General features: G+C 44.6%; 23 protein-coding genes. 7 read left to right on the top strand and 16 right to left on the bottom strand.

Annotation, left to right across the window (positions count from 1 at the left end; genetic code table 11):
* Positions 1-12 precede the first annotated feature (12 nt).
* The 5 genes from asd to I6L24_RS04330 all read right to left on the bottom strand — a co-directional run bounded on the left by asd (position 13) and on the right by I6L24_RS04330 (position 5449).
* Positions 13-864, bottom strand: coding sequence for an archaetidylserine decarboxylase (asd, locus tag I6L24_RS04350; protein ID WP_216986474.1), 852 nt, complete (start codon positions 862-864; stop codon positions 13-15).
* Positions 861-1709 (bottom strand): sulfurtransferase, encoded by an 849-nt coding sequence (locus I6L24_RS04345; protein WP_216986473.1) that lies wholly within the window; start codon positions 1707-1709, stop codon positions 861-863. The genes asd and I6L24_RS04345 overlap by 4 nt, the downstream gene beginning before the upstream one ends.
* A 184-nt stretch (positions 1710-1893) precedes the next feature.
* Positions 1894-3099 (bottom strand): nicotinate phosphoribosyltransferase, encoded by a 1206-nt coding sequence (pncB, locus tag I6L24_RS04340; protein WP_216986472.1) that lies wholly within the window; start codon positions 3097-3099, stop codon positions 1894-1896.
* A gap of 119 nt (positions 3100-3218) precedes the next feature.
* Positions 3219-3749 (bottom strand): ankyrin repeat domain-containing protein, encoded by a 531-nt coding sequence (locus tag I6L24_RS04335; protein ID WP_004647194.1) that lies wholly within the window; start codon positions 3747-3749, stop codon positions 3219-3221.
* A gap of 185 nt (positions 3750-3934) precedes the next feature.
* Positions 3935-5449: a catalase gene (locus tag I6L24_RS04330; RefSeq protein ID WP_004647193.1), complete on the bottom strand. Its 1515-nt coding sequence runs from the start codon at positions 5447-5449 to the stop codon at positions 3935-3937.
* Positions 5450-5676: 227 nt separating this feature from the next.
* Here I6L24_RS04330 and dtd point away from each other — a divergent pair, with 227 nt between their 5' ends.
* Positions 5677-6117, top strand: a complete 441-nt coding sequence (dtd, locus tag I6L24_RS04325; protein ID WP_004647192.1) for a D-aminoacyl-tRNA deacylase — start codon at positions 5677-5679, stop codon at positions 6115-6117.
* Between the two features lie 44 nt (positions 6118-6161).
* On the opposite strand, the gene I6L24_RS04320 is transcribed toward dtd, so the two are convergent.
* The 5 genes from I6L24_RS04320 to serB form a co-directional block, all read right to left on the bottom strand.
* Complete coding sequence (locus I6L24_RS04320; protein WP_004647191.1) at positions 6162-6668, bottom strand: hypothetical protein; 507 nt, start codon at positions 6666-6668, stop codon at positions 6162-6164.
* A gap of 69 nt (positions 6669-6737) precedes the next feature.
* Positions 6738-7217, bottom strand: coding sequence for an SCP2 sterol-binding domain-containing protein (locus I6L24_RS04315; protein WP_004647189.1), 480 nt, complete (start codon positions 7215-7217; stop codon positions 6738-6740).
* A gap of 141 nt (positions 7218-7358) precedes the next feature.
* The gene (gene aciT / locus I6L24_RS04310; protein WP_004647188.1) at positions 7359-7694 is read right to left on the bottom strand and encodes a ciprofloxacin tolerance protein AciT; all 336 of its coding nucleotides are present in this window, start codon (positions 7692-7694) and stop codon (positions 7359-7361) included.
* Positions 7695-8067: 373 nt separating this feature from the next.
* Positions 8068-9138 carry an RNA-guided endonuclease InsQ/TnpB family protein gene (locus tag I6L24_RS04305; RefSeq protein WP_004647187.1) on the bottom strand — a complete coding sequence of 357 codons (1071 nt, stop codon included), beginning with the start codon at positions 9136-9138 and terminating at the stop codon, positions 8068-8070.
* 166 nt (positions 9139-9304) lie between these two features.
* Positions 9305-10525 carry a phosphoserine phosphatase SerB gene (serB, locus tag I6L24_RS04300; RefSeq protein ID WP_004647186.1) on the bottom strand — a complete coding sequence of 407 codons (1221 nt, stop codon included), beginning with the start codon at positions 10523-10525 and terminating at the stop codon, positions 9305-9307.
* Between the two features lie 77 nt (positions 10526-10602).
* Here serB and I6L24_RS04295 point away from each other — a divergent pair, with 77 nt between their 5' ends.
* Entirely contained in the window at positions 10603-11856 is a 1254-nt protein-coding gene (locus I6L24_RS04295) for a hypothetical protein (RefSeq protein ID WP_004647185.1), read from the top strand.
* A gap of 94 nt (positions 11857-11950) precedes the next feature.
* On the opposite strand, the gene ppk1 is transcribed toward I6L24_RS04295, so the two are convergent.
* The 4 genes from ppk1 to mhpT all read right to left on the bottom strand — a co-directional run bounded on the left by ppk1 (position 11951) and on the right by mhpT (position 17408).
* Positions 11951-14014, bottom strand: coding sequence for a polyphosphate kinase 1 (gene ppk1 / locus I6L24_RS04290; protein WP_004647184.1), 2064 nt, complete (start codon positions 14012-14014; stop codon positions 11951-11953).
* Positions 14015-14191: 177 nt separating this feature from the next.
* Complete coding sequence (locus tag I6L24_RS04285) at positions 14192-15139, bottom strand: bile acid:sodium symporter family protein (RefSeq protein WP_004647183.1); 948 nt, start codon at positions 15137-15139, stop codon at positions 14192-14194.
* Positions 15140-15264: 125 nt separating this feature from the next.
* Positions 15265-15894, bottom strand: a complete 630-nt coding sequence (gene pncA / locus I6L24_RS04280; protein WP_004647181.1) for a bifunctional nicotinamidase/pyrazinamidase — start codon at positions 15892-15894, stop codon at positions 15265-15267.
* Between the two features lie 308 nt (positions 15895-16202).
* Positions 16203-17408: a 3-(3-hydroxy-phenyl)propionate transporter MhpT gene (mhpT, locus tag I6L24_RS04275; RefSeq protein WP_004647180.1), complete on the bottom strand. Its 1206-nt coding sequence runs from the start codon at positions 17406-17408 to the stop codon at positions 16203-16205.
* Between the two features lie 724 nt (positions 17409-18132).
* On the opposite strand from mhpT, the gene dapA reads away from it, so the two are divergent.
* From dapA to purC, 3 genes are read left to right on the top strand one after another with little or no spacing between them, the layout of a single operon-like run.
* Complete coding sequence (dapA, locus tag I6L24_RS04270) at positions 18133-19032, top strand: 4-hydroxy-tetrahydrodipicolinate synthase (RefSeq protein WP_004647179.1); 900 nt, start codon at positions 18133-18135, stop codon at positions 19030-19032.
* A gap of 14 nt (positions 19033-19046) precedes the next feature.
* Entirely contained in the window at positions 19047-19652 is a 606-nt protein-coding gene (locus I6L24_RS04265; RefSeq protein ID WP_004647178.1) for a hypothetical protein, read from the top strand.
* Positions 19653-19689: 37 nt separating this feature from the next.
* Positions 19690-20409, top strand: a complete 720-nt coding sequence (gene purC / locus I6L24_RS04260) for a phosphoribosylaminoimidazolesuccinocarboxamide synthase (protein WP_004281247.1) — start codon at positions 19690-19692, stop codon at positions 20407-20409.
* Between the two features lie 309 nt (positions 20410-20718).
* Here the strand turns inward: purC and I6L24_RS04255 are convergent, their stop codons facing one another.
* Entirely contained in the window at positions 20719-21987 is a 1269-nt protein-coding gene (locus tag I6L24_RS04255; RefSeq protein WP_005261508.1) for a replication-associated recombination protein A, read from the bottom strand.
* A 263-nt stretch (positions 21988-22250) separates the two neighbouring features.
* Here I6L24_RS04255 and I6L24_RS04250 point away from each other — a divergent pair, with 263 nt between their 5' ends.
* Positions 22251-24389 (top strand): putative bifunctional diguanylate cyclase/phosphodiesterase, encoded by a 2139-nt coding sequence (locus tag I6L24_RS04250; RefSeq protein ID WP_216986471.1) that lies wholly within the window; start codon positions 22251-22253, stop codon positions 24387-24389.
* A 19-nt stretch (positions 24390-24408) separates the two neighbouring features.
* On the opposite strand, the gene I6L24_RS04245 is transcribed toward I6L24_RS04250, so the two are convergent.
* Positions 24409-24861: a YcgN family cysteine cluster protein gene (locus I6L24_RS04245; RefSeq protein WP_216986470.1), complete on the bottom strand. Its 453-nt coding sequence runs from the start codon at positions 24859-24861 to the stop codon at positions 24409-24411.
* Between the two features lie 192 nt (positions 24862-25053).
* On the opposite strand from I6L24_RS04245, the gene I6L24_RS04240 reads away from it, so the two are divergent.
* The gene (locus I6L24_RS04240; protein WP_004647174.1) at positions 25054-25212 is read left to right on the top strand and encodes a DUF1328 domain-containing protein; all 159 of its coding nucleotides are present in this window, start codon (positions 25054-25056) and stop codon (positions 25210-25212) included.
* The last annotated feature ends 67 nt before the right edge of the window (positions 25213-25279 follow it).

The raw sequence follows: 25279 nt of genomic DNA, 5'->3' as shown, positions 1-25279 counted from the left end.
AGGCTAAAATCTTTAAACTGTATGCCCCAGCGCTTCACCCATATTCACCAAAGAATTGGCCTTGAACGCGGCATCCCATTGCATTTTATTTTCTTCAAATAAAATCACTGCCGTTGAACCGAGGTAGAAACGCCCCAGTTCTGCCCCTTTTTCCAGGAACAGATCATGCTGATTAAGTTCGATTCGTCCTGAAGGCTTCACTTTGCCGGTTGCCACGGTTTCAATACCCGCTACAATCATCGCACCGACCAATACCACCGCCATACGACCGATTTCAGTATCAAACAGGCAGACCATACGTTCATTACGTGCAAACAGGCCCGGAATATTTTCTGCGGTCACCTGATTGACCGAGAACAGCTCGCCCGGTACATATAACGTTTCAGTCAAGGTGCCAGCAAATGGCATATGCACCCGATGATAATCACGTGGCGACAAATATACAGTCGCGAATTCACCATTCTTGAATGGCTCGGCCAGTTGCGGATCAGCAATCAGGGCTTCAACGGTAAATTTCTGGCCTTTGGCCTGAAACACATCGCCATTTTCAATTTTACCCAGCTGGGAAATCGCACCATCTGCAGGCGAAACAATACTGCTGGTATCTGGATCAACTGCACGGATACCTTCTTTTAGAGCACGGGTAAAAAATTCATTAAATGACTTGAATTTCAGGGCATTGGCCTGTTCAGCAATCGACATATCAATGCCATACTGCGCCTTAAAGGCAGTAATTGCAGCAGTTTTAATAATCGGGTTTTCGCTGGCGGCAATTTTGCCCACCAAACGAGACAAGCGATGTTGCGGTACTAATCGTTGAGCTTTAATAAAAAACTGTTGTTTTAAACGTGACGTGATGCTCAAGATGGCAGCTCCCCTGTAGCGATTGGACTATCGAGGCGGTTGCCCCATTCACTCCACGCACCATCATAGGCTCGAATTTTCCAGCCCAGTAAACGACCCAGAATATAGGCCAAACCTGAGCGGTGATGGGACTGGCAGTACACCACAACGGGTTGATTCAAATCAAAGCCCAGTTGTTCCAGACGCTGCTGAGTACGTGGTAAAGGCTGTAATTTTAAATGATTTTCGCGATTAAGGGCAGTACTCCATTCAAAATGACGTGCTCCCGGAATGTGACCGCCGCGTCGAGCCGCTAAACGTAGGCCAGTATATTCATCTTGCGTGCGGCAATCCCAAATTTGAACCTGTTGATTTTCAACCTGTTGGCGCAGTTCATCATAGCCAATCTGAAAATTCGCTTGATGGTCAAGATTGACCTGCAATATATCCTGCACTGGCACAAACTGCTCCTGACTGGAAGAAGTCGGTAAGCTAGCACCGAGCCAGGCATGAATCCCGCCATTCAATAAGCTGGTATTTTCAAAACCCAAACAATGTAGATTCCAGAGCAAACGCCCTGCCCATGCCCCGCCCTCATCATCATAAGCCACCACATGATGCTCAGGAGAAATATTCAGATAATCAATGAGAGCCTGCAAGCCTTCCGCGTCCGGCAACAATCCCATTGCCGTTTCTTCCTGACGCACCAGAAGTTTAGGCTTTAAATGCAAGGCATGCGGAATATGCAGCTGCTCATACACAGAGGCACGGCTCAGGTCGACAATACGAAGTTTTTCATGGCCCAAATAGGGAACTAAATCTTCTGCCTCAATCAGCAGGCCAAAATTAAAAGCTGCAGCGGTCATCGTTATCATGGCTATTATTGGTCAAATCCTGTTGATCTTAGCACAGCTCGTTTTTACACTGATGCGCTTTCTTTGCAGATGATTAGCAAGATTTTAGCTAAACCCTGATCTAAAAGCGCCTTACATAAAAAAACCGTCTCTGTATGGAAACGGTTCTTAAAAATTATGAATTGTTCAAACTGACTTAAGCAGGTTCATTGATCTCAAAAACCTGACGTAAATAGGCCAAGAACGTATCATTATCGGTCATGGTCTTGCCCGGGCTATCCGAGATTTTGGCCACTGACTGACGGTTACATTCCACCAGTTTCAGCACAATATTGAGTGGGGTTTGCCCCATATCATTGGTCAAATTGGTGCCGATCCCGAAACTGACCTGAAAGCGGTCTTTAAAGTATTGATGCAGTTTCCAAGCTTTTTCCAGATTCAAGCCATCACTAAAAGTCAGCATCTTGGTTTTGCTGTCTATTTTCAGCTTTTTGTAGTGTACATAGGCCTTGTCACCCCATTCATAGGGATCGCCACTGTCATGACGCAAGCCATCAAACAGCTTGGCAAAGTACAGGTCAAAGTCACGCAAGAATGCATCCATCCCGACCACATCGGTCAGAGCAATGCCCAGGTCACCACGATATTCCTGTACCCAGCTTTCCAGTGCAGATTTCTGGAAATTACGTAAACGTACGTCCAGCGCCTGAAAAGCTTGCAGGAATTCATGCGCCATGGTACCAATCGGGGTAATGCCCAGCTCTTTGGCTAACAGTACATTACTGGTCCCACGGAACACATGCGGTGCGGCTTTGTGAAATTCTTCGACCACATGCTTTTGCCAATCGAAACTGTAACGGCGACGCGTACCAAAATCTGACACCAAGAATGGTGGATCATTGGGGTTTTGCGCAGCGTCATACTGTTTTAACAGCTCGATTTTGGCTTTTAAACGGCGCTCGCCTTCTGCCAATACTTCAGGCGTGCGAATGCGGCTGAAATACAGTTCATTGACAATAGCGAGAACGAATATCTCAAACATCATCGCCTGAACCATCGGGCCTTCCACCACAATATCCAGACGGCCTTGACTGTCGATACTGGCCTTTATGAAACGGCGCTTGAGCTGGAACAGTTCCAGATAATCGACAAAGTCGCTTTTGATAAAACGTAAGCTTCTTAAATATTGCAGTTCATCTTCTTTGAATTTTAGCTGACACAGCAGGTCCAGTTGATGATTCAGGTCATCCAGAATATCCGTCAGTGGATAGACTGTATCTTCCAGATTACGACAACGGAAATGGTAGACACTATGCGTTTGCGGAAACTTGTGTAAGACCACTTGTAACATGGTGAATTTGTACAAGTCAGTATCTAACAGAGAATGGATAATTGGAGCCATAACTAAGGGAATATCGCTGTGCTTATCTCTGCATTAAAGCATAAAAAGTCATGCAATAATGCAGGATTTACGTACAGCTGGCTGTATTTGCGACAAAAGTATCAGAAGCATAACCCGGTTTATTTCTGTGATTTGACCTGAGCTTTTTCCTGTTCCTGAATCAGTTTCTGCAACTGTTTTTCCTGACCAATCACCTTGGCAAATTCGGCTGTGGTCTTTTGTCCGTTTTTTTGCGCCTGGGCATCACAATCCACCTGACGCAGCTGCTTGGCAATCGCAAATTCCATCTTGAATAAAGCCCCCATCAAGGCTGTATTGCCTCGATTATCTCGAGCACAGCGGTCGGCACCATGTTTAAGCAAGCTGGCGACAATATCCTGATGGCCATAATAAGTCGCCATCATCAGTGGTGTATAACCGTCTTTATTGCGTACATCGACCGGAAAGCCGTGTTTTAAAAATTCATGAATGACTTCGCTATTGCCAATTTTAGCCGCAGCAAAGAACAGGTCGGCCAATTCCTCTTGTGAGTTCATCTGAACATTGTCCACGCTTTTAGCGGGGGAGATATCCTTCGCGACAGTCGCGTTTGCGAATGCGGAACCTATCGTGAGAATACTGGCTAAAAACACAGATGACATAACTTTCATGATGAACTCCAGCAGAAATCGAAGGGGAATTTAAGTCTTGAAAGACTGAATTATCCTGAGATGAGATGAAAAACGGAGTGCCTGTAAGACTCCCCCTAGGGTGCAGGAAAGGTTTGGAGTATTACAGGACTTTTTGGAGGTGATGCGCTATGCCCTAGTCACCAGTTCCTCAAGACCAATCGGGATTAGTCTTTTAATTTTGCAGCTTTGGCTTTAACAGTCGCCAGGTTCCCATTGACCGCTTTGGTCATACGCGTACCGTAGTCTGCATCTGCCTTGTAGAAATAAGACAACATGATGTGCTTGGTTTCTGAATCTTTCACTGCACCTAAGTCAGCAGCAAGGTTCATGATCAGGTCATCTTTCTCTTTAGCTGTGTATGAACGGTACAGCTCACCTGCCTGCTTGAAGTTCTGCTCTTTCACGCCAATTTGCTGTACATGACCAGATAATGGCGTTTGTACCGCACGCGCTTTTTCAGTTGCAGCTTTTGGCTCTTTACGGCTTGGCTCATAGTTCACATCCGAGTCACGCTCAGAGATATTCATGTAGCCATCCTGATTATTGTTGTTCACATTCACTACGGGACGGTTCACCGGAATTTGCTGGTGATTCGCGCCTAAACGGTACATTTGGGTATCCGAATAAGAAAAGATACGGCCTTGTAGCAGACGGTCTTCTGATGGCTCGATACCTGGAACCAGGTTACCTGGCGCAAATGCCGACTGTTCAGTCTCGTTGAAGAAATTCTTCGGCATACGGTTCAGGGTCAAAGTACCCACTTTGGTTTCTGGAACCAGCTCGGTTGGCCAGATTTTGGTTGGATCTAACGGATCAAAATCAAAGCTGTTTAGATCTTTAGGATCAAGCACCTGAATATACAGATCCCATTTCGGGAAATTACCCGCATAGATGTTGTTATACAGATCATTGGTCAAGTGGTTGAAATCTTTACCTTGCTGCTCAGCCGCTTCTTTCACGTTCAAGCCCTTCACGCCTTGTTTAGAGCGGAAGTTGAATTTCACGTATTTGTATTCGCCCTTGTCGTTATACAGCTTGTAGGCATGTACTCCGAAACCGTCCTGTTCGCGGTAGCTGGTTGGAACACCTTGCTTGCCATACACATAAGTCAGCATGTTGGTTGCCCATGGCTGGCTCGACAGGAAGTCAAACACACGGTTGGCATCTTGAACATTTGTCACTGGGCTTGGCTTCATGGCATGAATGAAGTCCGGGAACTTGATTGCATCACGGATGAAGAATACCGGTGTCTGGTTACCGACCAAGTCCCAGTTACCTTCTTTAGTGTAGAATTTCAATGCAAAGCCGTGTGGGTCACGTAGAGTTTCTGGTGAACCTTTACCATGAATTACGGTAGAGAAACGTAGGAAAACTGGAGTTTTAGTCCCCGCTTTGAACAATGAAGCGAGGGTAAGATCAGATAGATCTTTGGTTGCAACGAATTCACCATATGCCCCAGTACCACGCGCATGTACGACACGCTCAGGAATACGCTCACGACCAAAACGTTGTAATTTTTGTACCAGTTGAACGTCCTGAAGGAGTACAGAACCATTTGGACCCGCAGTGATCGAGTTCTGGTTATCACCGACTGGTGCGCCATTGTCTTTCGTTAAAGGAGCAGCTTGTGCAGCTGTGACAGTTGCAAGCATTGCAACCAGTAATGAACGCTTAAACATTGCTAAATCTCTCAATTTATTACCTTTCCTGCATGGGCTAAGATACGCCAACACAATAAATAGATAAAACAGATTATTTTTATAAATTCAATCGCTTTAATGAATTTATAAAAATTAAGCAATTGATTTTCAGATATTTAAAGTTCATAAAAACAGCATCTCATACTGCTCCAGATTTTATTCTTGCTACAATCACCCCCATCTATTGTTAGCAGTCCATATGTAAAATGCGTGCCTTATTACAAAGAGTTTTAGAAGCTAAAGTTGTGGTCGAGGGTGAAACCACCGGGGAAATTGAAAAAGGAATTCTGGTTTTTCTAGGTTTAGGTAAAGATGACAATCTGGAAAAAGGCAAAAAGCTGATTGATAAGATATTGAAATACCGCTTCTTTGATGATGAACAGGGCAAAATGGGCTGGAACGTTGCCCAGGCCGGCGGTGGTTTATTGCTGGTTTCACAATTTACCCTGATGGCGCAAACCCAAAAAGGTTTACGTCCAGACTTTGGCCCAGCTATGCCGCCTGCCGAGGCTAAAGCACTTTATGAGCAGCTGGTAAAATATGCCCAAAGCCAGTTTGAACATGTGCAAACCGGTATTTTTGCCGCTGACATGAAAGTGCATCTGGTCAATGATGGACCGGTGACGTTTAATTTAGAAGTTGAATGATTCAGTAAAAAAGCCCTCGAATTGAGGGCTTCTTATTTTTGAACTTAGAGCGTTGTAATATATTTTGCACGGCTCATAAGGTTTTCAGGAATATCTTGAACCAACATTACAGTGAGTGATTGTTGACCTTTTTGTGATGCAGTTTGATTTTCATCCAATACAGCATTGATATCACTAGGGTTTAATGTATACATTGCTCCAGTAGCAGGATCAACGATAAGCAAACCAATTAGACCGCCAAAAATGATATTTGCCACATACCAACCATTAACAGTACCAGTTACTTGAACTGTTTTGGTTTGAAAACCTTCTTTTTTAAAAGTTACATCATAAGCAGCGGGTTGAAAAAATCCATTACCACGCTTAAGAGTCACTGTTGCAGGCGTAACTCCAGTATGTACTTTTTCGCCAGCTTTATTTGTAATAGAAATAGATGCTTGCTCAGGAACTGATTTAAATGTCAGTGTTTGTGTTGATCCTGAAATAATACTGGCACATCCTGTCATCGTTACTGATGCAGCGATTAAACTTGCTGTAATTAATTTTTTCATAAAAAATACCCCCTCAAAATAAAGGGGGTACTTTACAATAGAAAAATGATTATTCAATAAGTCTTTAGACTACTTACCAGTTTTCTCTTTAATAAACTGACGTACCATTTTCACTTTTTCTTTGACTGGCTTTGGCAGTTTTGGTGGAATCATTTTTGCCACCTGGTTAAACCAGACCAGCAGGCCAAAGTCGCCTTCCATCTTAATCGTGCCGCTTTGCATCCCGGTCATAAATGCCGTCGGGTCACCTTTGACCAAGGTCTTCACGCCCTGCTCACTGTCGGCAAACTGCAACACAAAATCAGCTTTTTCAGCATCACCCGAAACCGTATCGATATGACCGTTATCCACAATAATCTGACGTGCCATGCCTTCATCCGTACCAATCTGGATACGGAATTGACGTCCATGTACCAGTTCAATGAATTTTGGGCTGGTACGTGCCAACTGCTTCATACGTAAAGCTAAACCTGCGACCAGTAAGTCCAGCGGATCTGTACTCATATCAATAAGAGGAAGTTTTAACACAGGAATGGACGACAGTTTCATGGAGGATGCCTATTCTAATTGTACGAAAATTGACAAATATCCTAGCATAGTTCTGAGCTAGGTGGATTATGCAGTTTGTATCATATTTCCAAACTGAAAAATGCACCCGTGGGTGCATTTTTTTCATTGCAACTTGTAGAATTAACGGCTTGAAAGCTGCTGCTGGTCGTCTTCATACACTGGCGTATGTTCGATGCAACGGCGTTTTGCCAAAGCACGCTCAGCACGACGATCTTCACGCAACAACAGGCCAGTCACGACCATCATGACCGCAGTTAACGCACTCAGATAACTATACGTCATTGGTAGCTCAAACCAAGTTTGAGTTCCTACACGAATCACCTCGATCAGGCCCCATACCAGCATCCCGGCCGCCATAAAGCTTAACCAGCGACGATAAGGCGAGAAGAACACAGCAAGCACAGCTACAGCGACTAAACTGAAGCCCACAATCGTTGCTAAATTCGCTGTTACCATATAACCCCCTCCATCCAGATAGATAGTTTCCGCTTGATATTGCAACGCTTCTATCTATTGAATTTCGTTAAATCAATAAAATGGAATCTGTTGATTTGTATCTCTATGCCTGCATTATGCTGAGTTTTTTGCATAAAAAAAGTCCTGTCATCCAGCCTAACGACATACTTTGTCGCGATATTATATTGTCATTACATTTTTTGCTTTTCACATTTTTGTGGATCAATGACTGCGCCAATGTTGGCGTGTCATTACAAAATTATCAGTAGTTTTTTTAAGTGAAAAAATTATTTTTCCGTTTAAGATGATCGATGTTTTTGTAGCCATATTTCAACTCTTCCTTATATAACTCACATCATAAGCATTGACATCCTCACCCACCTGAAAGGAGGGTGATTCCTACTGCTAGACGCTTATGCCCAAGCGCAAGTATGTTCTTAGCACTGTTCAAATCCCGATCCAGGACACTTGAGCAGTTTTCACATTCCCATACTCTTATTCGCAAATCTGCTCTACCTTTCGGACTGCTTGCGGTGATCTCACCACAGCACGAGCAGATTTGGGTTGTGAAACTTTCGTTGACTTCCTCAAACAATACACTTGCGTTCTCGCATTTATACTTGAGCATTGTTTTGAGTTCTGAAAATCCTGTATCTAAAACCGATTTAGCCATTTTAGTTTTCACAAGTTTTTTAGCACTCAGGTTGCCAACAATAATCAGTGCATTTTCTTTTACAAGCATGGTGCTTGCTTTGTGCAAATGATCTTTACGACAATTTGCAATCTTGGCGTGTAATGCACGAACACGCTTTTTATTCTTCGCTCGTTGAGCAGTACCTAGTTTTTGTTCATATTTTCGATAGAACTTTGGATTTGAAATCACAGTACCATCAGAACAGGTGGCTATATCTTTTAAGCCTAGATCAATGCCAATAGCTTTAGTTGCAGTTGGTTTATCTAACTTAGGTGAATCCACGACCAGGCACACATACCAACGCCCACGACTGTCCTCAACAAATGAGCCTGTTCTAACGGCATATTTGTTTAAACCGTAGCTATCCCATAAGCCAAATTTGGTTTTTCCATACTCAACCCATCCCTCAGCATATTTCAGTCCTGATTTTTTGAATGGTATCCAACCAAGCGATCTTCTTGCTGACTTCTTGTTACTTACACGCCATTTTAATTTTGCTTTTCTAAACTGTTTTCTTTTAGCAGCATATTCTTCCCTAATTGCATCCACCGTTTGGCTATGCAGACCACACAATTTTGAAGTCCCTTTTGTGTATTTAGCCATATCGAATGCTGAGAAAAAATCACCTGTTCTTTTTAGGTGTTTGAAACTTAAATCATTGACATAATTCCAAACAAAGTTCACCTCAGATGCTAATTGGTCTAGCACCTTGCAATGTTTGTCTTTTATGCGTAATTTAAGTGTTTTCATGGGCTTATATTAGCTCATGTTGAATTAAAATTATTGATTCTTAAAAAATAAACGACATTTCATGTCGTGTCGCTTATATCTCTGACCTGAAGAACAGAGTTTTACGCTCCATTTGATAAAAAAACGCGACCCAAAGGTCGCGTTTAAAATCAAGCAAAGCCTGTACTTATGCACGGTTCAGGTCTTTATCATGTACGCCGAGCAGATACAGCACACCGTCCAGACCGACGCTAGAAATCGCCTGATTGGCATTTTGGCGTACCAGAGGTTTGGCACGGAAAGCCACCCCCAGTCCTGCAATGGATAACATAGGCAAGTCATTGGCGCCATCACCGACTGCAATGGTTTGTTCCAGGGAAATTCCCATCTCCTGGGCGATTTCACCGAGCAAGAAGGCTTTACGCGCGCCATCGACAATATGGCCTTTGACTTCACCGGTAACCACACCATCCTGCACATCAAGCGCATTGGCATGTACTTCATCAATATCCAGTTTAGTTTGCAGATATTCCGCAAAATACTGAAAACCTCCAGAAAGAATTGCAGTACGGTAACCCAATGCTTTCAAAGTCGAAATCAGGCGTTCAGCCCCTTCAGTAATGGTCAGGCGCTCGGCAATTTTCGGCAGTACCGATGCGTCCATACCTTTTAACAAGGCAACACGGGCACGGAAGCTTTGCTGGAAGTCTAGCTCGCCTTGCATGGCACGTTCGGTAATTTCTGCAACCTGCTCACCAACACCGGCTTCAATTGCCAATTCGTCAATCACTTCCTGCTCGATCAGGGTCGAGTCCATATCAAAGCAGACCAGACGGCGGTTACGGCGATAGGCATTGTCTTCCTGAACCGCGACATCGACATTCAGTTCATTCGACAGGCTGAGACAGGCCGCACGCATGGCAGCTGCATCCAGCATTTGTCCACTGAGGCCAAACTGGACACAGGCACGTTTTGGACCGGCACTCTGACCATCTAAAACGGGGCGACCAGACAGACGGGTCACGGTTTCAATATTAAAACCCTGGCCCGAGACAATCTGGGTCACGGCTTGCAGATGAGAGGCATTTAATTCAGGGGCCAATGCCGTTACGATATAACGTGTGCGTCCACCCTCTTTGACCCACTGCTCATATTCAGTTGCAGAGATCGGTTTAAAGCGCACGGTTAACCCGATATCATGTGCTAGAATCAGGATCTCCTTCATGGCTAATGCGGTTGCAGTCTGGTCTTCAGAGGCAACAACAATACCTAAGGTTAGCTGATTATGAATAACCGCTTGCCCTACATCTAAAATCTGTAGGGAATGAGCGGACAAAACCTGCATTAATCGTGTAAATTGATTAGGCTGGTCAGGTCCTAAGAATGATATAAGAATGATTTCTCGCATGAATTGACTCGGGTCTGAGCTACAACTATTGTTAGAATCATAATCGAAATTGAACAGAATTGCCTTGGAAGTTTACGTTGAATGCGCCTAGACAAGGGCTATTTGCTAGCCTATTGATTGTAAGTTTTGCTCTGCATACCTTTTTACTGGTATTGGCAACCACTCACCAACTGAATGAAAACCGTGCCAATCAGGGACAGCTGATCACCAGTCAACTGGTGACAGACAGCCTGTCTGAGCTTGAACCGCCCAACCGCGTTTCTCTGGCTTTGCTGGCAAATCGTTATGCCACCAATCCAAGTGTAGCTTCCATTCGAATTCTGGATGCGAAAGCTCAGGTTTTAGCCACTGGTGGATTGACCAAAACTCGCGAGGGTGAAGTTTTTGTCCGTGATGCGCTGCAAAACGAGAAAAAAGTCGGTGTGATTGAAATCACCCTGATTGAACCAAGTATTGGTGAAATTCTGCGCACGCAATGGCTGGCGATTCTGTTCTCGTTCATTATTCACGCGTTAATCTGGGTGGCTTACCGTGCCATTGCCCGTCCAAGCCGGACTGAATATCTGGCGCGCATCAATAACGAATCGCGGCTGAAATTCGAGATTCAGACCCTGACCCAGGCATTGGAACAGGAAAAGCATAATGCGGCACTGGCGATTGCCCAAGCCCAACAGGCAGTGAAAAATAAAGCCAAAGAAAAAGAACATAAGCCGGCGGTACTGGAGAGCGATAGCCTGAGCTTAAACATCCAGTTCTACGATCCAAAACAATTACTGGATAGCGTGAATAAAACCGTTTCAGTGCCTTATTTCAATCTCTGCCAGATTTTCCTGAATAAAGCCACCGAACTCTGTGTGCAACGCTATAAATTGAATAGTTCTGATATTTGTACCGTACATAAATTTGATGAAAAAGGTGCCACCATTAGTATCGCGGCAGACAAACCGAATGCCCTGGCCTGCCTGACCATGATCAGTGCCGTGTTCCAGCTGCTTTCGGAAGTGCTGTATAAACGCTATCGTGAAGAAAAACGTTTTGTGCTACAAACCCGTAGCGCGATTGCCTCTAAAGTCGAGGAGATGCAGCTCAGCTCGGTACAGGCCGCTGAGCGCCTGACTCAGCATCTGGTCGCGAAAGAAAGTGCCTTACATGTACCGAACACCTTGCTGAAAGATGTGAGTGATCACTTCCAGCTGGTCAGCATGCCGAATCCAACCAATGTCCTGACCCGTCACGCTTTTGTGGTGAATGGGATGGATGCTGAAAGCGCCGAGCTGGCACAGACTTTTAGAACTGAAATTCTAAAATCCAAACAGTCCAAAGCCTCATAAATATCCTTGAATGTTTTAATTAAAAAAGCCGGATCCAACATCCGGCTTTTTTATGGGTACAAAACAAATACGCCAGTGTGTCTTGGCCTATCTCTTAAATTTTTAACTGTTTTTGTTCCAGCAGATATTGCTGGGCATTATAAGGCTGGGCCGGATCCTGACAGGGGACTTTATGCCACTGACCCTCGGCATCTAACTCCCATGCATTGTGACAATCTTTTAAATAGCTGATCAGGCCATCTTTATAAATCCGTTTTTTCAGCTCTGGATCCAGCACCGGGAAACAGGTTTCCACCCGGGAAAACAGGTTACGGCCCATCCAGTCGGCACTGGCACAATACAGTTTCTTGGCACCGCCATGTTCAAAATAATAAACCCGGGTATGTTCCAGGAAACGTCCTACGATTGAACGGACCTGGATATTTTCAGACATACCGGTAACTTGTGGAATCAGACAGCAGATTGAACGCACAATCAGGTCAATTTTTACCCCAGCCTGCGAAGCCTGATACAGGGCAGCAATCAATTGCGGTTCGGTAAGTGCATTCATTTTGATGATGATATGCGCGGCTCTGCCGGCCAGGGCAAATGCCTTTTCCTGTTCAATCAGTTTCAGCAATTCGCTATGCAGGGTAAACGGTGCATGCAGCAAGGCTTTCAGTTTGGCCATTTTCCCCATACCAGTCAGTTCCTGGAACATGCGGTGCACATCTTCACAGATATCCGGCTGTGTGGTCATCAGGCCATAATCGGTGTACATGCGGGCATTACCGGCATGATAGTTTCCGGTACCCAGATGCGCATAACGCAGTAATTCCTGATTTTCACGCCGGACAATCAGAATCATTTTGGCATGGGTTTTATAACCGACAATGCCATAGACCACGACCGCGCCGGCTTCTTGCAGGATATTGGCCACCATGATGTTAGATTCCTCATCGAAACGCGCCCGCAGTTCAATCACGGCCGTGACTTCTTTGCCATTCCGTGCGGCTTCTGCCAGCACCTGGACTATTTCCGAGTCCGGACCACTACGATACAGCGTCTGCTTGATCGCCAGCACCGCCGGGTCCTTGGCCGCTTCCCGCAGTAAAGTAATCACCGGCTGGAATGAATCAAAAGGATGATGCAGCAGCACATCCTGCGCCTTCAAAATTTCAAAAATGCTTTTCTGTTTACGGAAAATTTTCGGAATGACCGGACTAAAATGCGGATACTTTAATTCCGGACGCTCAAAACTGGTACTCAGGCGGGACAAATTGATCGGTCCATCAATCCGGTACAGTTCCTGTTCCGTCAGATCAAATTCATCTAGCAAATAGTCGATGATGTTCTGTGGAGAGTCATTTTCAATTTCCAGACGTACTGCACGACCAAAGCGGCGCGAACATAGTTCGTCTTTTAAAGCCACCGCCAGATCATCGACATCTTCCGATAGTACCAGATCGGCATTGCGGGTGACCCGAAAGGCATAACAGCCGGTCGCTTTCATGCCCGGGAACAAATCACTGATATGCTGCTGGATGATCGCAGTCAGAAAGATCTGGGTGGTATTGTTTCCGGTGACATCTTCCGGAATTTTAATCAGGCAGGGTAAGGAACGTGGTGCCGGCACAATTGCCATCTCGATTTCACGGCCAAAGGCATCTTTACCTTCTAGGCTGATAATAAAGTTCAGACTTTTATTCACCAAACGTGGAAAAGGATGTGAAGGATCCAGGCTGATCGGGGTCAGTACCGGTTGTACTTCTTTGGCAAAAAAGGCTGCAATCCACGCCTTGTGTTTTTCCAGAAGATCCTGATATTGAAGAAACTGGATACCCTGCGCCTGAAGTTCAGGCAAAATCGCATGATTCAGCACCTCATACTGCTTGTTAACTGTGGCATGAATGGACTGGGACAGTTCTTGTAGAATCAGCTCGGTGGGTACAGCATCAGGCGTCCGGGTAGTCGCATTCAGGTCTTGCTGTTTCATCAGCCCGGCAATCCTGATTTCAAAGAACTCATCCAGGTTACGGGAAAAAATAATCAGGAAGTTTAAGCGCTCTAAAATCGGTAAATTCGGATCGAGTGCTTGTGCCAAGACACGACGCTGAAATTCAAATAAGGAAAGTTCCCGATTAAAATAGGTCGCTGACGAATGCTGAAATTGTTCCATGCCCTCTCAATGCTGCTGATTACAGTCTGTTGTTTCACATCATTGAGGGGCGATCTTAGGCAGACTTCATGACACTTATGTTACAAAGCCCGATAAATCGATATAAATTAATATTTTAATTTTTAAAATTATAAAACATCATGCTCTGGCTTGTTGTGCGCTGTCATCAAACTGCAATTAGGTGTCTGTTTTTTCAGTTTGTCTGGCAGCCCAATAAGTGGCTAAAGCTGGCCCTGAAATATTATGCCACAGACTGAAAATGGCACTTGGTAAAGCGGTAAGTGGTGATGCGGCAAAATGGGTTGCCGCCAAGGCCACACCCAGACCAGAATTCTGCATCCCGACTTCAATGGATACTGCACGACAGTCTATTTCTGCCAAGTGAAATATACGACTGGTCCAATAACCCAGTAAATAGCCCATACCATTGTGTAAGGCCACGATTCCTAAAATCATTAAACCGGATTCCAGAATCTGGGTTTTGCTGCCGGCAATAATCGCCGCGACAATTGCCACAATCGCTATTACAGAAATCAACGGCATCACCTGAATATAGGCCGTGACTTTTTGCTTGAGTAGCGCCCGTACGATTAAGCCCAGAATAATTGGGAATAACACCACCTGTAAGATCGACACCAGCATCGACCAGGCATTGATCTCGATCCACTGACTGGCCAACACATAGAAAATGGCCGGAGTTAAAATGGGCGCCAGTAAAGTCGAAACCGAGGTACAGGCAACAGACAAGGCGGTATTGCCCTTGGCCATATAGGTAATCACATTGGATGCGGTTCCACCCGGACAGCAACCCACCAAGATTACCCCGATGGCAATCTCTGGTGGCAGCTGAAACAGCTTGCACAGTAGAAAAGCCAAACCTGGCATCACCACAAACTGGGCCACCACGCCAATCGCTACTGCTTTCGGACTTTGCAGGACACTTTTAAAATCGCCTACCGTCATGGTCATACCCATGCCAAACATAATGATGCCCAACATCCACGGAATATAAGCCCGTAACCAGACAAAAGTTTCAGGGATCATCAAGGCAATGCCGGAAAAAAGCAGCACCCATAAAGCAAAGGTTTTTTGGACAAATTGGCTAAACTGGAGCAAGGCTGACATGGGTTTCATCCAGGTGACATTAAGGGAGAAAAAGCAAGATAAAACAGGCACCCGTTGATGCCTGAATTTTTATATTCAAATATAAATAAGATCAAAGGGATATTAAGTTCTATCCCTATCCAGTGTTAAGCTGCTTGAACAATATCTTTCACATAGATACGTTTCACGCCATGCGACAGCATATCCTGCCAGGCATGTTGCAAGGAACCATTCAGGTCAATGCCCTTGGTGGCATCGGCAATCACATAGGTTTTAAAGCCCAGTTTGCAGGCATCGATTGCAGTCCAGGCCACACAAAAGTCCGTAGCAATCCCGACCACAAATACGGTATCAATCCCACGTTCACGCAGATAGCCAGCAAGACCCGTCGTGGTTTTCTGGTCAGCTTCCATAAAGGCCGAGTAACTGTCGATCTGGGAATGAAAACCCTTGCGAATGATGAGTTGTGCTTGCGGTAAATTTAAATCCGGATGCAGTTCGGCATCGAGTGTCCCTTGCACACAATGCTTTGGCCATAAAACCTGAGTACCATAATCCAGCTGAATACTGTCATAGGCTACTTTGCCGGGATGGTTGTCTACAAAGGAAATATGGTTGTCCGGATGCCAGTCTTGGGTCAGGATAATATGCTTAAAATGCTGCCCCAATAGATTAATATTTGGAATAATCTGGTCAGCATTGGCTACAGCCAGATTGCCTCCCGGGGTAAATCCTCTTTGTACGTCTACGACCAGTAAAGCAACATTATTCTGCATCTGTTTTCATCCATTGAAATCTCGATTTATGCCCAAGCATAGCGCAAAATACCTCAGGATTTTTAGCTCTACGGTTAAAAATGGCATGACTGTGTATTCTCGGCATGTGTATATGAGCAGATCAATAGATTCATTGTTTTTGACAAATATGAGATGAGTTCCGGGCTTGTATCAAGCTAGATCTCTGCAAAAAAAATAAGTTTTAAGATAAAGTGATGAGTCTTTTTAATAATAAAACAGTGTATTTAATTCTTAAATTCAGAAAATAAAAAAGCCTGCAAGAGCAGGCTTTTTTAAATCGTTGAACCTTACACTTTAGTGCGGTTCACCAGGAACAGCATACATAATGCAGAGATGATGATACATGGGATCGCAGCAGTAATGACCCCCGCAGCACCGAAACCTGCTGTCAATAACTGACCGGCAATGACTGGCCCCAGCATGGCACCGATACGGCCAACTGCAGATGCAACACCAACACCAGTACCACGCACTTCTGTCGGATAAACGATACTACCGAAGGCATACAGTACACCCTGACAGCCAATCACGAAGGCACCGGCCAATGCTGCTGCCATATACATCTGGTTCAGCGAGCTTGCACCATTCAGCGCCAGTAGACCTGCCAGAATACCGCCGTACATCAACAGGATCACATAGGCTTTCTTCCAGCGGTCGGTCAGCATACCCAAAATAATCGTACCAATCGTCGCTGTAACCATGAAGTAGAATTGTGCAGTTGAACCATCTTTACGGGTAAAGCCAAGTTCCATAAACAATGATGGCAACCAGCTCAACATGATGTAAACCACCATCAAGGTAAAGAAGTAGCTCACCCAGATACACAGCGTACGCAACAGGTTGTCCGAATTAAACAGATCCTTAAATGAACCCTTCGGTGTAACGGCAAGTTCTGCAGCCGTTTTGTTCTGTGCTTTCAGGTATTCCTGCGATTCAGGCAAAAATAGCATCATCAGCGGAATGGCAAAAATCGGTAACAGACCACCGAGATAGAAAACATTTTTCCAGTTGGCACCAAATTCAGTCGCCGCAATCAAAGACAAAATCGCTGCGCCGACTGGCATGCCGCAGTACATCAAGCCCACTGCACGGCCACGGTTTTGTGGAGAGACTGCTTCAGAAGCAAGCGTGATCAGAATTGGCATCGCGCCGCCCAGACCTGCTCCAGCCAGGAAACGCATTGCCAGCAAGCTGTTAAAGCTATTGACCCAAACCGTACATAAGGTAAATACAGCAAATATTGCTGTTGACCAGATCAAGACTTTCTTACGGCCAATGCGGTCCGCAAATCGACCACCAACCAGTGCACCCGGTAATAAACCCAGAATCCCTGCACTAAAAAACACACCCAACTGGGAACTATCGAGACCAAAATGCTCACGAATACCTGCAGCAGCAATTCCGGCTGCCTGAATATCTAAGCCTTCAATCACCGCAATCAGAAAACAGATCGCGACCGTGACGATAGCATGCTTATTGTCTGATTTTTCCATTGGATTATCCTTGTTCAATCAGCGTTACAAAAGACAGCCATCATCTATGAGCCTGATTGCAGAAATAACTATCAATAAGTTGAACGTTTTGCTTGGATATTCCATAAGGAGCTGAAGTAGATGAATTGAAGATGCTGACTGATAAAGTCGCAAAAACACTTAATCAGAACATCATAAAGTTCAAGACTTAGAGTTTAAAGCTTATACATCAAGTTAAAAAATTAACCGATAAGAAAAAAAATTCTCAATTTATTGATATTTAAAAAAGATTAGTCTTAGTCGTTTTTGGCTTTATTTGTTTTGGTACGAGAGTACGATCAAGATGTACGAGGTCTCAATTTATCCAATATAACTATTAATCAAAAATTAAAAGGCATAAAAATGGCAGTTTTCAGCTGATCTTTTTGCACAAGCCTTATCATTATTGGGTTCATTTGGGGTAATCTCCTCCATTGTCTAGACTGGAGACATAACTTTGGTCTCAGGATTTTGCTTTATAAATCATCTTATTTATTACTTGATTGTTTCCAAAAGGCTTTGTATAAAGAATTCAGTAGCTTTTACTAAAGCATATTGTTCTTATGCGTTTGATCAGTCATAATTTGCATAAGCAATATTCAATTCAATGCAAATCTATTGAATTTGCTATAAATCAAAATACAAATCCATCCCAATTTATGTTTTCTCATTCCTTTCGGATGGACAAATAGGATAGTTTTTTAAAATGACTCAGCAAGCACAGACCATTCAAGGTTCCATAGTCGCAATCGTCACCCCTATGTTTGAAGATGGCAGCGTAGATTGGAAGGGTCTCGAGAAGCTGGTTGAATGGCACATTGCAGAGGGCACCAACAGTATTGTCGCCGTTGGAACAACAGGCGAAGCCTCTACTCTCAGTATGAGTGAACACACCCAGGTGATCAAAGAAATCATTCGTGTGGCCAACAAACGTATTCCTATTATTGCCGGCACAGGTGCGAACTCGACCCGTGAAGCGATCGAACTGACCCGCGAAGCCAAAGAGCTAGGGGCAGATGCCGCTTTACTGGTAACGCCATATTATAACAAACCGACTCAGGAAGGCTTGTATCAGCATTATAAAGCTATTGCTGAAGCTGTTGACCTGCCACAGATTCTTTATAATGTTCCAGGCCGTACCGGTGTGGATATGGCCAATGAAACCGTGATTCGCCTGGCGGATATTCCACAAATTATCGGTATTAAAGATGCGACTGGCGATGTACCGCGCGGTGCTGAACTGCTACAAGGTCTTGTAGGCAAAGACATGACTGTTTATTCGGGTGATGATGCCACTGCATATCAGCTGATCGGTCATGGTGCCAAAGGTAATATCTCGGTCACAGCGAATGTGGCTCCGAAAGCTATGAGCGAAGTGTGTGCTGCCGCCATTGCCGGTGATGCAACCACAGCTGAACAGTTAAATGCTCAGGTTGCAAATTTACACAATATTTTATTTTGCGAATCGAACCCAATTCCTGTGAAATGGGCACTCCATGACATGGGCTTAATTGGTACGGGTATTCGCCTTCCATTAACACCACTTGCAGAACAATATCGCGCTCCGCTTCATGAAGCACTGGTCGAAGCGGGCGTTATTAAATAAAAGAGCACAAGATTATGCAATTACGTTTAGGACTTAGCCTTACACTTTCAGTATTCAGTTTGGCAGGTTGTAGTTCAATGGCCTTTAATAACGGCACTTTAGACTATAAAGAGACTACTACCCTGGAAGCTTTACAATATCCTGAAGGCGCCATGGTTCGTCCTGCAACGCCATTGTATCCTGCTCCAACAGTTGATCCGCTTGCAATTGAACATGCACCGAAGCTTGAAAACCAGCGTGGCAACCGTTTTGCCTTGCCACGCCCACAAGCCCAGACTGAAAACTCAAATACAGCTGATCTAACCGAAACCAATACAGTGGGTCAACCACAGTTGGTCACTGACGGAAATCTTAATCCGCTGCTTAAAATTGAGGGAAATTCTGCTACAATTTGGCAATATACACTTGCCACCCTCAGCAGTCTGAATCATAGCATCGTTGCGCAGAGCAAAAATCGTTACGAAGTCACGATTAAGGTCGACCAGCAGACCTATGTATTAAGATTATCTTCTGTCGGTTCGAGTAATAACCTTGCTGTGTTCAATGCCGATAACAGTTTTGCCGACCGTGAAAAAGCTGCAGAACTGCTCAACCAGATTTACCAAAATTGGCCAGCCTAGACATTTCTAGGCATTTTTTTTTGTAAAAGGTTCCCTCATGTTAAAACAAACCTTGCTCTATACTGGTAAAGCGAAATCTGTCTACACCACAGACAGTTCAGACCATCTGATTTTAGTCTTTCGCGATGATGCCTCAGCATTCAATGGCGAAAAAATTGAGCAACTAGATCGTAAAGGCAAGGTGAACAACCGTTTTAACGCCTTCATCATGGAAAAACTGGCAGAAGCGGGAATTGAGACCCACTTTGAAAAGCTACTGACTCCAAATGAAGTGCTGGTGAAAAAACTGGATATGATCCCGGTTGAATGTGTGATCCGTAACTATGCAGCAGGTTCTTTATGCCGCCGCCTGGGTGTGGAAGAAGGCAAGGAACTGACTCCTCCAACATTTGAATTGTTCTTTAAAGATGATGCGCTTGGCGATCCAATGGTCAATGAATCACAAGCCATTGCTTTAGGTTGGGCAACTGCTGAACAATTGGCGAAAATGAAAGAATTGACTTACCAAGTGAACGACGTGCTTAAAGCATTGTTTGACGCAGGTAACATGATTCTGGTCGATTTCAAACTTGAATTTGGTGTGTTCCACGACCGTATCGTACTTGGTGATGAATTCTCTCCAGACGGTTGCCGTCTATGGGACAAAGACACCAAGAAAAAACTGGATAAAGACCGTTTCCGTCAAGGTTTAGGCGGCGTGGTTGAAGCCTATGAAGAAGTGGCTGGCCGTTTAGGTATCAACCTGGACAACATCTAATCTGGAAATGCGCAGATTCGAAAAAACCGAGCTTTTTAGCTCGGTTTTTTTATTTCCGGTTTTTAATCGGAAAAATAAATTTTTATTATTAAAATGATCGTTTTTACATCAAAAACTATCTGCATTAATATTATCTCATACCAGGCAAATCAGTGAATTGATGCACTTAGCTCCATATTTGCCGACCAGATTTTTCCTCTACCCTCTAGGATGTTATCTCCCTCAAAAAACATCCTACTTTCAGCCCAATTCACCTTGAATTGGGCTTTTTTTACTCTGTTCAATTAGTTGAGATACCCAGCTTTATTGCTACTGTTGTTGCTGTTGCCAACGGCGTTGCTGTAAACGCTCCCCTTCAACTTCACGTTTATTACGTGCTGATTCATACAGTTTGGTATTTTTCAATTCTGGCGGCATATATTCTTGCAGCACAAAATGCTCAGGATAATTATGCGGATACAGATAATCCACGCCATAGCCCTGTTCTTTCATCAGTTTGGTCGGTGCATTCCTTAAGTGCAAAGGCACTGGCAGATTTGAGGTTTTATCTGCGAGTTCCATCGCCTTGTTAATCGCCAGATAGGTACTATTACTTTTGGCACTGGTCGCTAGATAAACCGCACATTGTCCCAAAATAATCCTGCATTCCGGCATGCCTACGGCTTGCACAGAACGGAAACATTCACCAGCCAATAGCAAAGCATTTGGATTGGAGTTGCCGATATCTTCGGATGCGGCAATCAACATGCGCCGTGCAATGAATACCGGATCTTCACCGCCTTTGAGCATGCGTGCCATCCAGTACAGGGCCGCATCTGGGTCACTGCCGCGAATTGATTTAATAAAGGCCGAAACTAAATCATAGTGCTGCTCACCAGACTTGTCATAGCGGGCAATATTTTGCTGTGCCACTTTCACCACCACCGCATTGGTAATGATATTTTCCATATCCGCTTCAAAGGTACTGGCAATCAGATCCAGTAAATTCAGCGCCTTGCGGGCATCTCCTGCCGCGAACTGGATCAGGGCATCAAATTCTTCAATCAGGATATGTCTTTCCTGTAAGAAAGAGTCATTTTGCAAGGCTTGCGTCAACAAAGTCTGAATCGATTCAGCACTCAATGCATTCAGGCTATACACCTGACAACGTGATAACAAAGCACTATTCACTTCGAAAGACGGGTTTTCGGTGGTGGCGCCAATCAGGGTAATTTTGCCTTTCTCGACCGCATTTAATAATGCATCCTGCTGGGATTTATTAAAACGGTGAATTTCGTCAATAAACACCACTGGCGTCAGCAAATCGCCACCTTCGGCAATGATTTCACGTAGCTCTTTCACGCCGGTATTCAGGGCAGACAGACTGATAAAAGGCCGGTCTACCGCTTGAGCCAATAATAAGGCAATGGTAGTTTTGCCGACCCCGGGAGGTCCCCAAAAAATGATCGAAGGCAGATGCCCCTGATCAATCATCTGGCGTAAGGGCGCATGTTCTCCCAGCAAATGTTCCTGCCCGATAATCTGTGTAAGGTCGCGTGGCCGTAAGCGTTCTGGAAGCGGGATATGACTATCTGACATGTTATTATTGGCTCAAACTAAATTCTGATCTCATTCTAACATCAGCAGTTTTGATTCCAAGAATGCAAACATCAAGCATAAAAAATTAATTTATGTAGATATCCTCTATTTTTTTAATTCTGAATGAATTAATCTCTATAAAAGCGAATAATTTGAACATGATTAATTGTGAATTAATTACAGTGTAATTTTCATATTGTTTATTCTAATTAAAAGAAACTTATCTCGCCCCTTGGGCACTTTTGGGTTGTAGTGGTGAATGCATGAAGCATGATAAATTTGAACAGGGAGCTGTGAGTCGGTCTAAGCCACTGACGTCATCATCACTGATTGCACCCCACGTTCACTTGTCTGAATCGGTTTTGTTAAAAAATCTGATCGATGCCTTACCGCAACCCTTGTGGGTCAGCAACAAAAAACATCTGCAATATTTTAACGATGCCTTGACTGATTATCTTGGCGTGAACCTGAATGAACAGGGTCATCCGCAATGGCAGAGCTTTATTCATGCAGAAGACTTGCAGCTGTTTTTAGCGCAGTGGCATGCTGCGCTGGATCAGCATCAGAACTTTGAAACCCAGTGCCGGATTAAACGCAGTGATACCCATTATCGCATGTGTACCCTAGCGGTAAAATTTCATCATGAACCTGAACATTTGCTGCAATGGGCCGTTTCCCTGACTGATGTGCATGATTATTTTGAAATCCAACAGCAACTTTCTCAGATTGTTTCAACCCAGGAAAACATGTTGGATGCCAGCGCAGACTGCATCAACATTATCAGTCCTGAAGGCGAGATTCAGCATAGCAACCAAGCTGGCTGTCTCGCACAAGCAAATGAGACCGCAGAACAAGATCAGGACCGTTCATTGTGCTGGTTAAATCGCTTAACCCCTGAAGCCCGAAAATCCGGGCAACGTGCTTTGAAACAGGCAGCCCAAGGCTTAAACAGCCGTTTCTCCAGCAAAATCCAGATCAAAGATCAATCGATCCAATATTGGGATCATCTGCTCACCCCGATTCTGGATCAGCAGAATATTACTCAAAATATCCTCTGTGTATCACGTAATATCAGTCAGCAAAAAATTGCAGAAACGCGTTTAAAAGAAGTAATTAAACGGGATGAACTCACCGGCCTGTATAATCGTAGTACCTTCTATAAAACCTTTAAGCAGGTGCTTTTAAAGGCCAAACAACAGCAGACCATGGCGGGTTTACTGCTGATTGATCTGGACTATTTCCGGCATATTAATGACACCTTGGGCCATATTGCCGGCGATCATCTGCTACATGTCTTGGGCAAACGTTTCCAGACCTGCTTCGGGCCAAATACCATCATCGCCCGTTTGGGTGGCGATGAATTTGCCGTACTGGTCAAAAATCTGGAAAGTGAAGAGCAGCTGCTGGCAACGGCGCAAATGGCCTATGCCCAGCTGGATCAGCCCATCAATTATGTCGGCAATAGCATCAGCAGTGCCATGAGTATTGGCTGTGCCATCTATCCACGTGATGCATTGAATACCTCTAATCTGCTGAAATGTGCTGATATCGCCTTAAATGACCTGAAAAATAGTGGTCGTGGTGGCATCCGCATGTTTAATCAGGAAATGTGTGGGTCACTGGAAAATATAACCAAGCAGCTGACTCTGGCTCGCAAGATTATTCTGGCCGATCAGATCATTCCCTATTACCAACCTAAAGTACGTCTTTCTGATGGTGCAGTGATTGGTTTCGAAGCACTATTACGCTGGCAGGATCAGAATCAGAACATTCAGTTACCTTCCGAAATTTTTGGTGCCTTTCAGGACTATGAACTCGCCTCACGCATTAGTGAAACCATGCAACTGAAAGTCTTTGCAGATATGAGTCGTTGGCAGGCACAAGGTCTGGATCTGTTACCGATTTCAATCAATGCTGCACCGGTCGAATTCCTGCGCGATGATTATGCCGAAAAACTGTTGGCACGCCTATCCAACTTTGATGTTCCTGCCCACAAAGTTGAACTGGAAATTACCGAACAGAGCCTGTCCGAGCATGGTGCCAATTATGTGGTCCGTGCCCTGAACCTGCTGAAACAGGCCGGAATCCAGATCTCACTGGATGATTTTGGCACCGGACATTCTTCGCTGACCCGTTTGCAGGACTATCCGGTCGATTGCATCAAGATTGACCGCAACTTTGTAGAGCGTATGAACAGTGATCCATCTGCCCTGGCCATTGTCAAAGCCATTACCCAGATTGGCTCCAGTATTGCAATGGATGTTCTGGTGGAAGGAATCGAGAATACAGAACAGCTGGATACCCTGATCCATTGTGACTGTCAGATTGGACAGGGCTTCTATTTCTATCGTCCGATGGCCGGTGCTTCGGCCCAGGCCCTACTCCATCCGGCAGATCAATAAACGAATCACAAAGCCAGATTTAACGCACCCAGCGTACGATATAGTCTTCGATGTCATCTTCATGAATGTCACTTTCACTCAGGCAGCGCCCTGCTGCCGACTTGCGTGCCTGAATCACACTTTCCCGTGAACCGCTGATCAGATAATGCCAGGATGGCAGGCTTTTGCCTTGCTCTACACGGCGATAGGCACAACTCGAAGGCAACCAGTGAATCGTTTCCAGCTTCTCTGGCGTGAGCTGAATACAGTCCGGCACATATTGCAGGCGATCCGGATAATTGGAGCAACGTGCAGTGCTACAATCCAGCAGCTTGCAGGCCACTTTGGTATAGGCGACTTCCTGTGTTTCTTCATCTTCCAGTTTAATCAGACAACACAACCCACAACCATCACATAAGGCCTCCCACTCGACTTGCGTCAGTTCAGCAAGTGAATAGTTTTTCCAGAATTCGGGACGTAAAGTATCGCTCATGATCGGGCCGGAACATTCAAAAATCAGCTGATTATAACAGCCAGAACCCTGCAGACCTACCGTCTCAAATTTTTATTGTTATCACGTAAACTATTGTTAAATCAGAGACAGTTCATCAACACAACACTAACAGTCGCTGGAATCGTTTATTTCTATACTAAACTTGAAAATAAAAACACATGGAGAATATATATGTTTCGCTGGGCTATTATTTTTGCTGTTATTGCATTAATTGCGAGTCTACTTGGTTTCGGTGGCGTCGCAGGCTTGTCTAAGGATTTTGCAATTATCTTGTTGGTAATTGCGGTGATTCTTGCGATCGTTGGTTTTCTTTCGCGCGGCAAGGTCTAGATTTACGCTAGACCTTTTCAAAGCAAGTGTTAGCTTTCAAAAAAAACAAGAGCCTTCTGGCTCTTGT

It is taken from the genome of Acinetobacter lwoffii, from assembly GCF_019048525.1.
Taxonomy (GTDB): Bacteria; Pseudomonadota; Gammaproteobacteria; order Pseudomonadales; family Moraxellaceae; genus Acinetobacter; species Acinetobacter lwoffii_K.
The sequence above is the reverse complement of the archived record's forward strand: the minus strand, read 5'-3'. Positions and strand labels throughout refer to the sequence as shown.

Excerpts from the sequence above, each read along its gene's own strand:
- I6L24_RS04345 (WP_216986473.1), bottom strand. The coding sequence starts at position 1,709 with ATGACCGCTGCAGCTTTTAATTTTGGCCTGCTGATTGAGGCAGAAGAT.
- pncB (WP_216986472.1), bottom strand. The coding sequence starts at position 3,099 with ATGGCTCCAATTATCCATTCTCTGTTAGATACTGACTTGTACAAATTC.
- I6L24_RS04335 (WP_004647194.1), bottom strand. The coding sequence starts at position 3,749 with ATGAAAGTTATGTCATCTGTGTTTTTAGCCAGTATTCTCACGATAGGT.
- I6L24_RS04330 (WP_004647193.1), bottom strand. The coding sequence starts at position 5,449 with ATGTTTAAGCGTTCATTACTGGTTGCAATGCTTGCAACTGTCACAGCT.
- dtd (WP_004647192.1), top strand. The coding sequence starts at position 5,677 with ATGCGTGCCTTATTACAAAGAGTTTTAGAAGCTAAAGTTGTGGTCGAG.
- I6L24_RS04320 (WP_004647191.1), bottom strand. The coding sequence starts at position 6,668 with ATGAAAAAATTAATTACAGCAAGTTTAATCGCTGCATCAGTAACGATG.
- I6L24_RS04315 (WP_004647189.1), bottom strand. The coding sequence starts at position 7,217 with ATGAAACTGTCGTCCATTCCTGTGTTAAAACTTCCTCTTATTGATATG.
- aciT (WP_004647188.1), bottom strand. The coding sequence starts at position 7,694 with ATGGTAACAGCGAATTTAGCAACGATTGTGGGCTTCAGTTTAGTCGCT.
- I6L24_RS04305 (WP_004647187.1), bottom strand. The coding sequence starts at position 9,138 with ATGAAAACACTTAAATTACGCATAAAAGACAAACATTGCAAGGTGCTA.
- serB (WP_004647186.1), bottom strand. The coding sequence starts at position 10,525 with ATGCGAGAAATCATTCTTATATCATTCTTAGGACCTGACCAGCCTAAT.
- ppk1 (WP_004647184.1), bottom strand. The coding sequence starts at position 14,014 with ATGGAACAATTTCAGCATTCGTCAGCGACCTATTTTAATCGGGAACTT.
- I6L24_RS04285 (WP_004647183.1), bottom strand. The coding sequence starts at position 15,139 with ATGTCAGCCTTGCTCCAGTTTAGCCAATTTGTCCAAAAAACCTTTGCT.
- pncA (WP_004647181.1), bottom strand. The coding sequence starts at position 15,894 with ATGCAGAATAATGTTGCTTTACTGGTCGTAGACGTACAAAGAGGATTT.
- mhpT (WP_004647180.1), bottom strand. The coding sequence starts at position 17,408 with ATGGAAAAATCAGACAATAAGCATGCTATCGTCACGGTCGCGATCTGT.
- dapA (WP_004647179.1), top strand. The coding sequence starts at position 18,133 with ATGACTCAGCAAGCACAGACCATTCAAGGTTCCATAGTCGCAATCGTC.
- I6L24_RS04265 (WP_004647178.1), top strand. The coding sequence starts at position 19,047 with ATGCAATTACGTTTAGGACTTAGCCTTACACTTTCAGTATTCAGTTTG.
- purC (WP_004281247.1), top strand. The coding sequence starts at position 19,690 with ATGTTAAAACAAACCTTGCTCTATACTGGTAAAGCGAAATCTGTCTAC.
- I6L24_RS04255 (WP_005261508.1), bottom strand. The coding sequence starts at position 21,987 with ATGTCAGATAGTCATATCCCGCTTCCAGAACGCTTACGGCCACGCGAC.
- I6L24_RS04250 (WP_216986471.1), top strand. The coding sequence starts at position 22,251 with ATGAAGCATGATAAATTTGAACAGGGAGCTGTGAGTCGGTCTAAGCCA.
- I6L24_RS04245 (WP_216986470.1), bottom strand. The coding sequence starts at position 24,861 with ATGAGCGATACTTTACGTCCCGAATTCTGGAAAAACTATTCACTTGCT.
- I6L24_RS04240 (WP_004647174.1), top strand. The coding sequence starts at position 25,054 with ATGTTTCGCTGGGCTATTATTTTTGCTGTTATTGCATTAATTGCGAGT.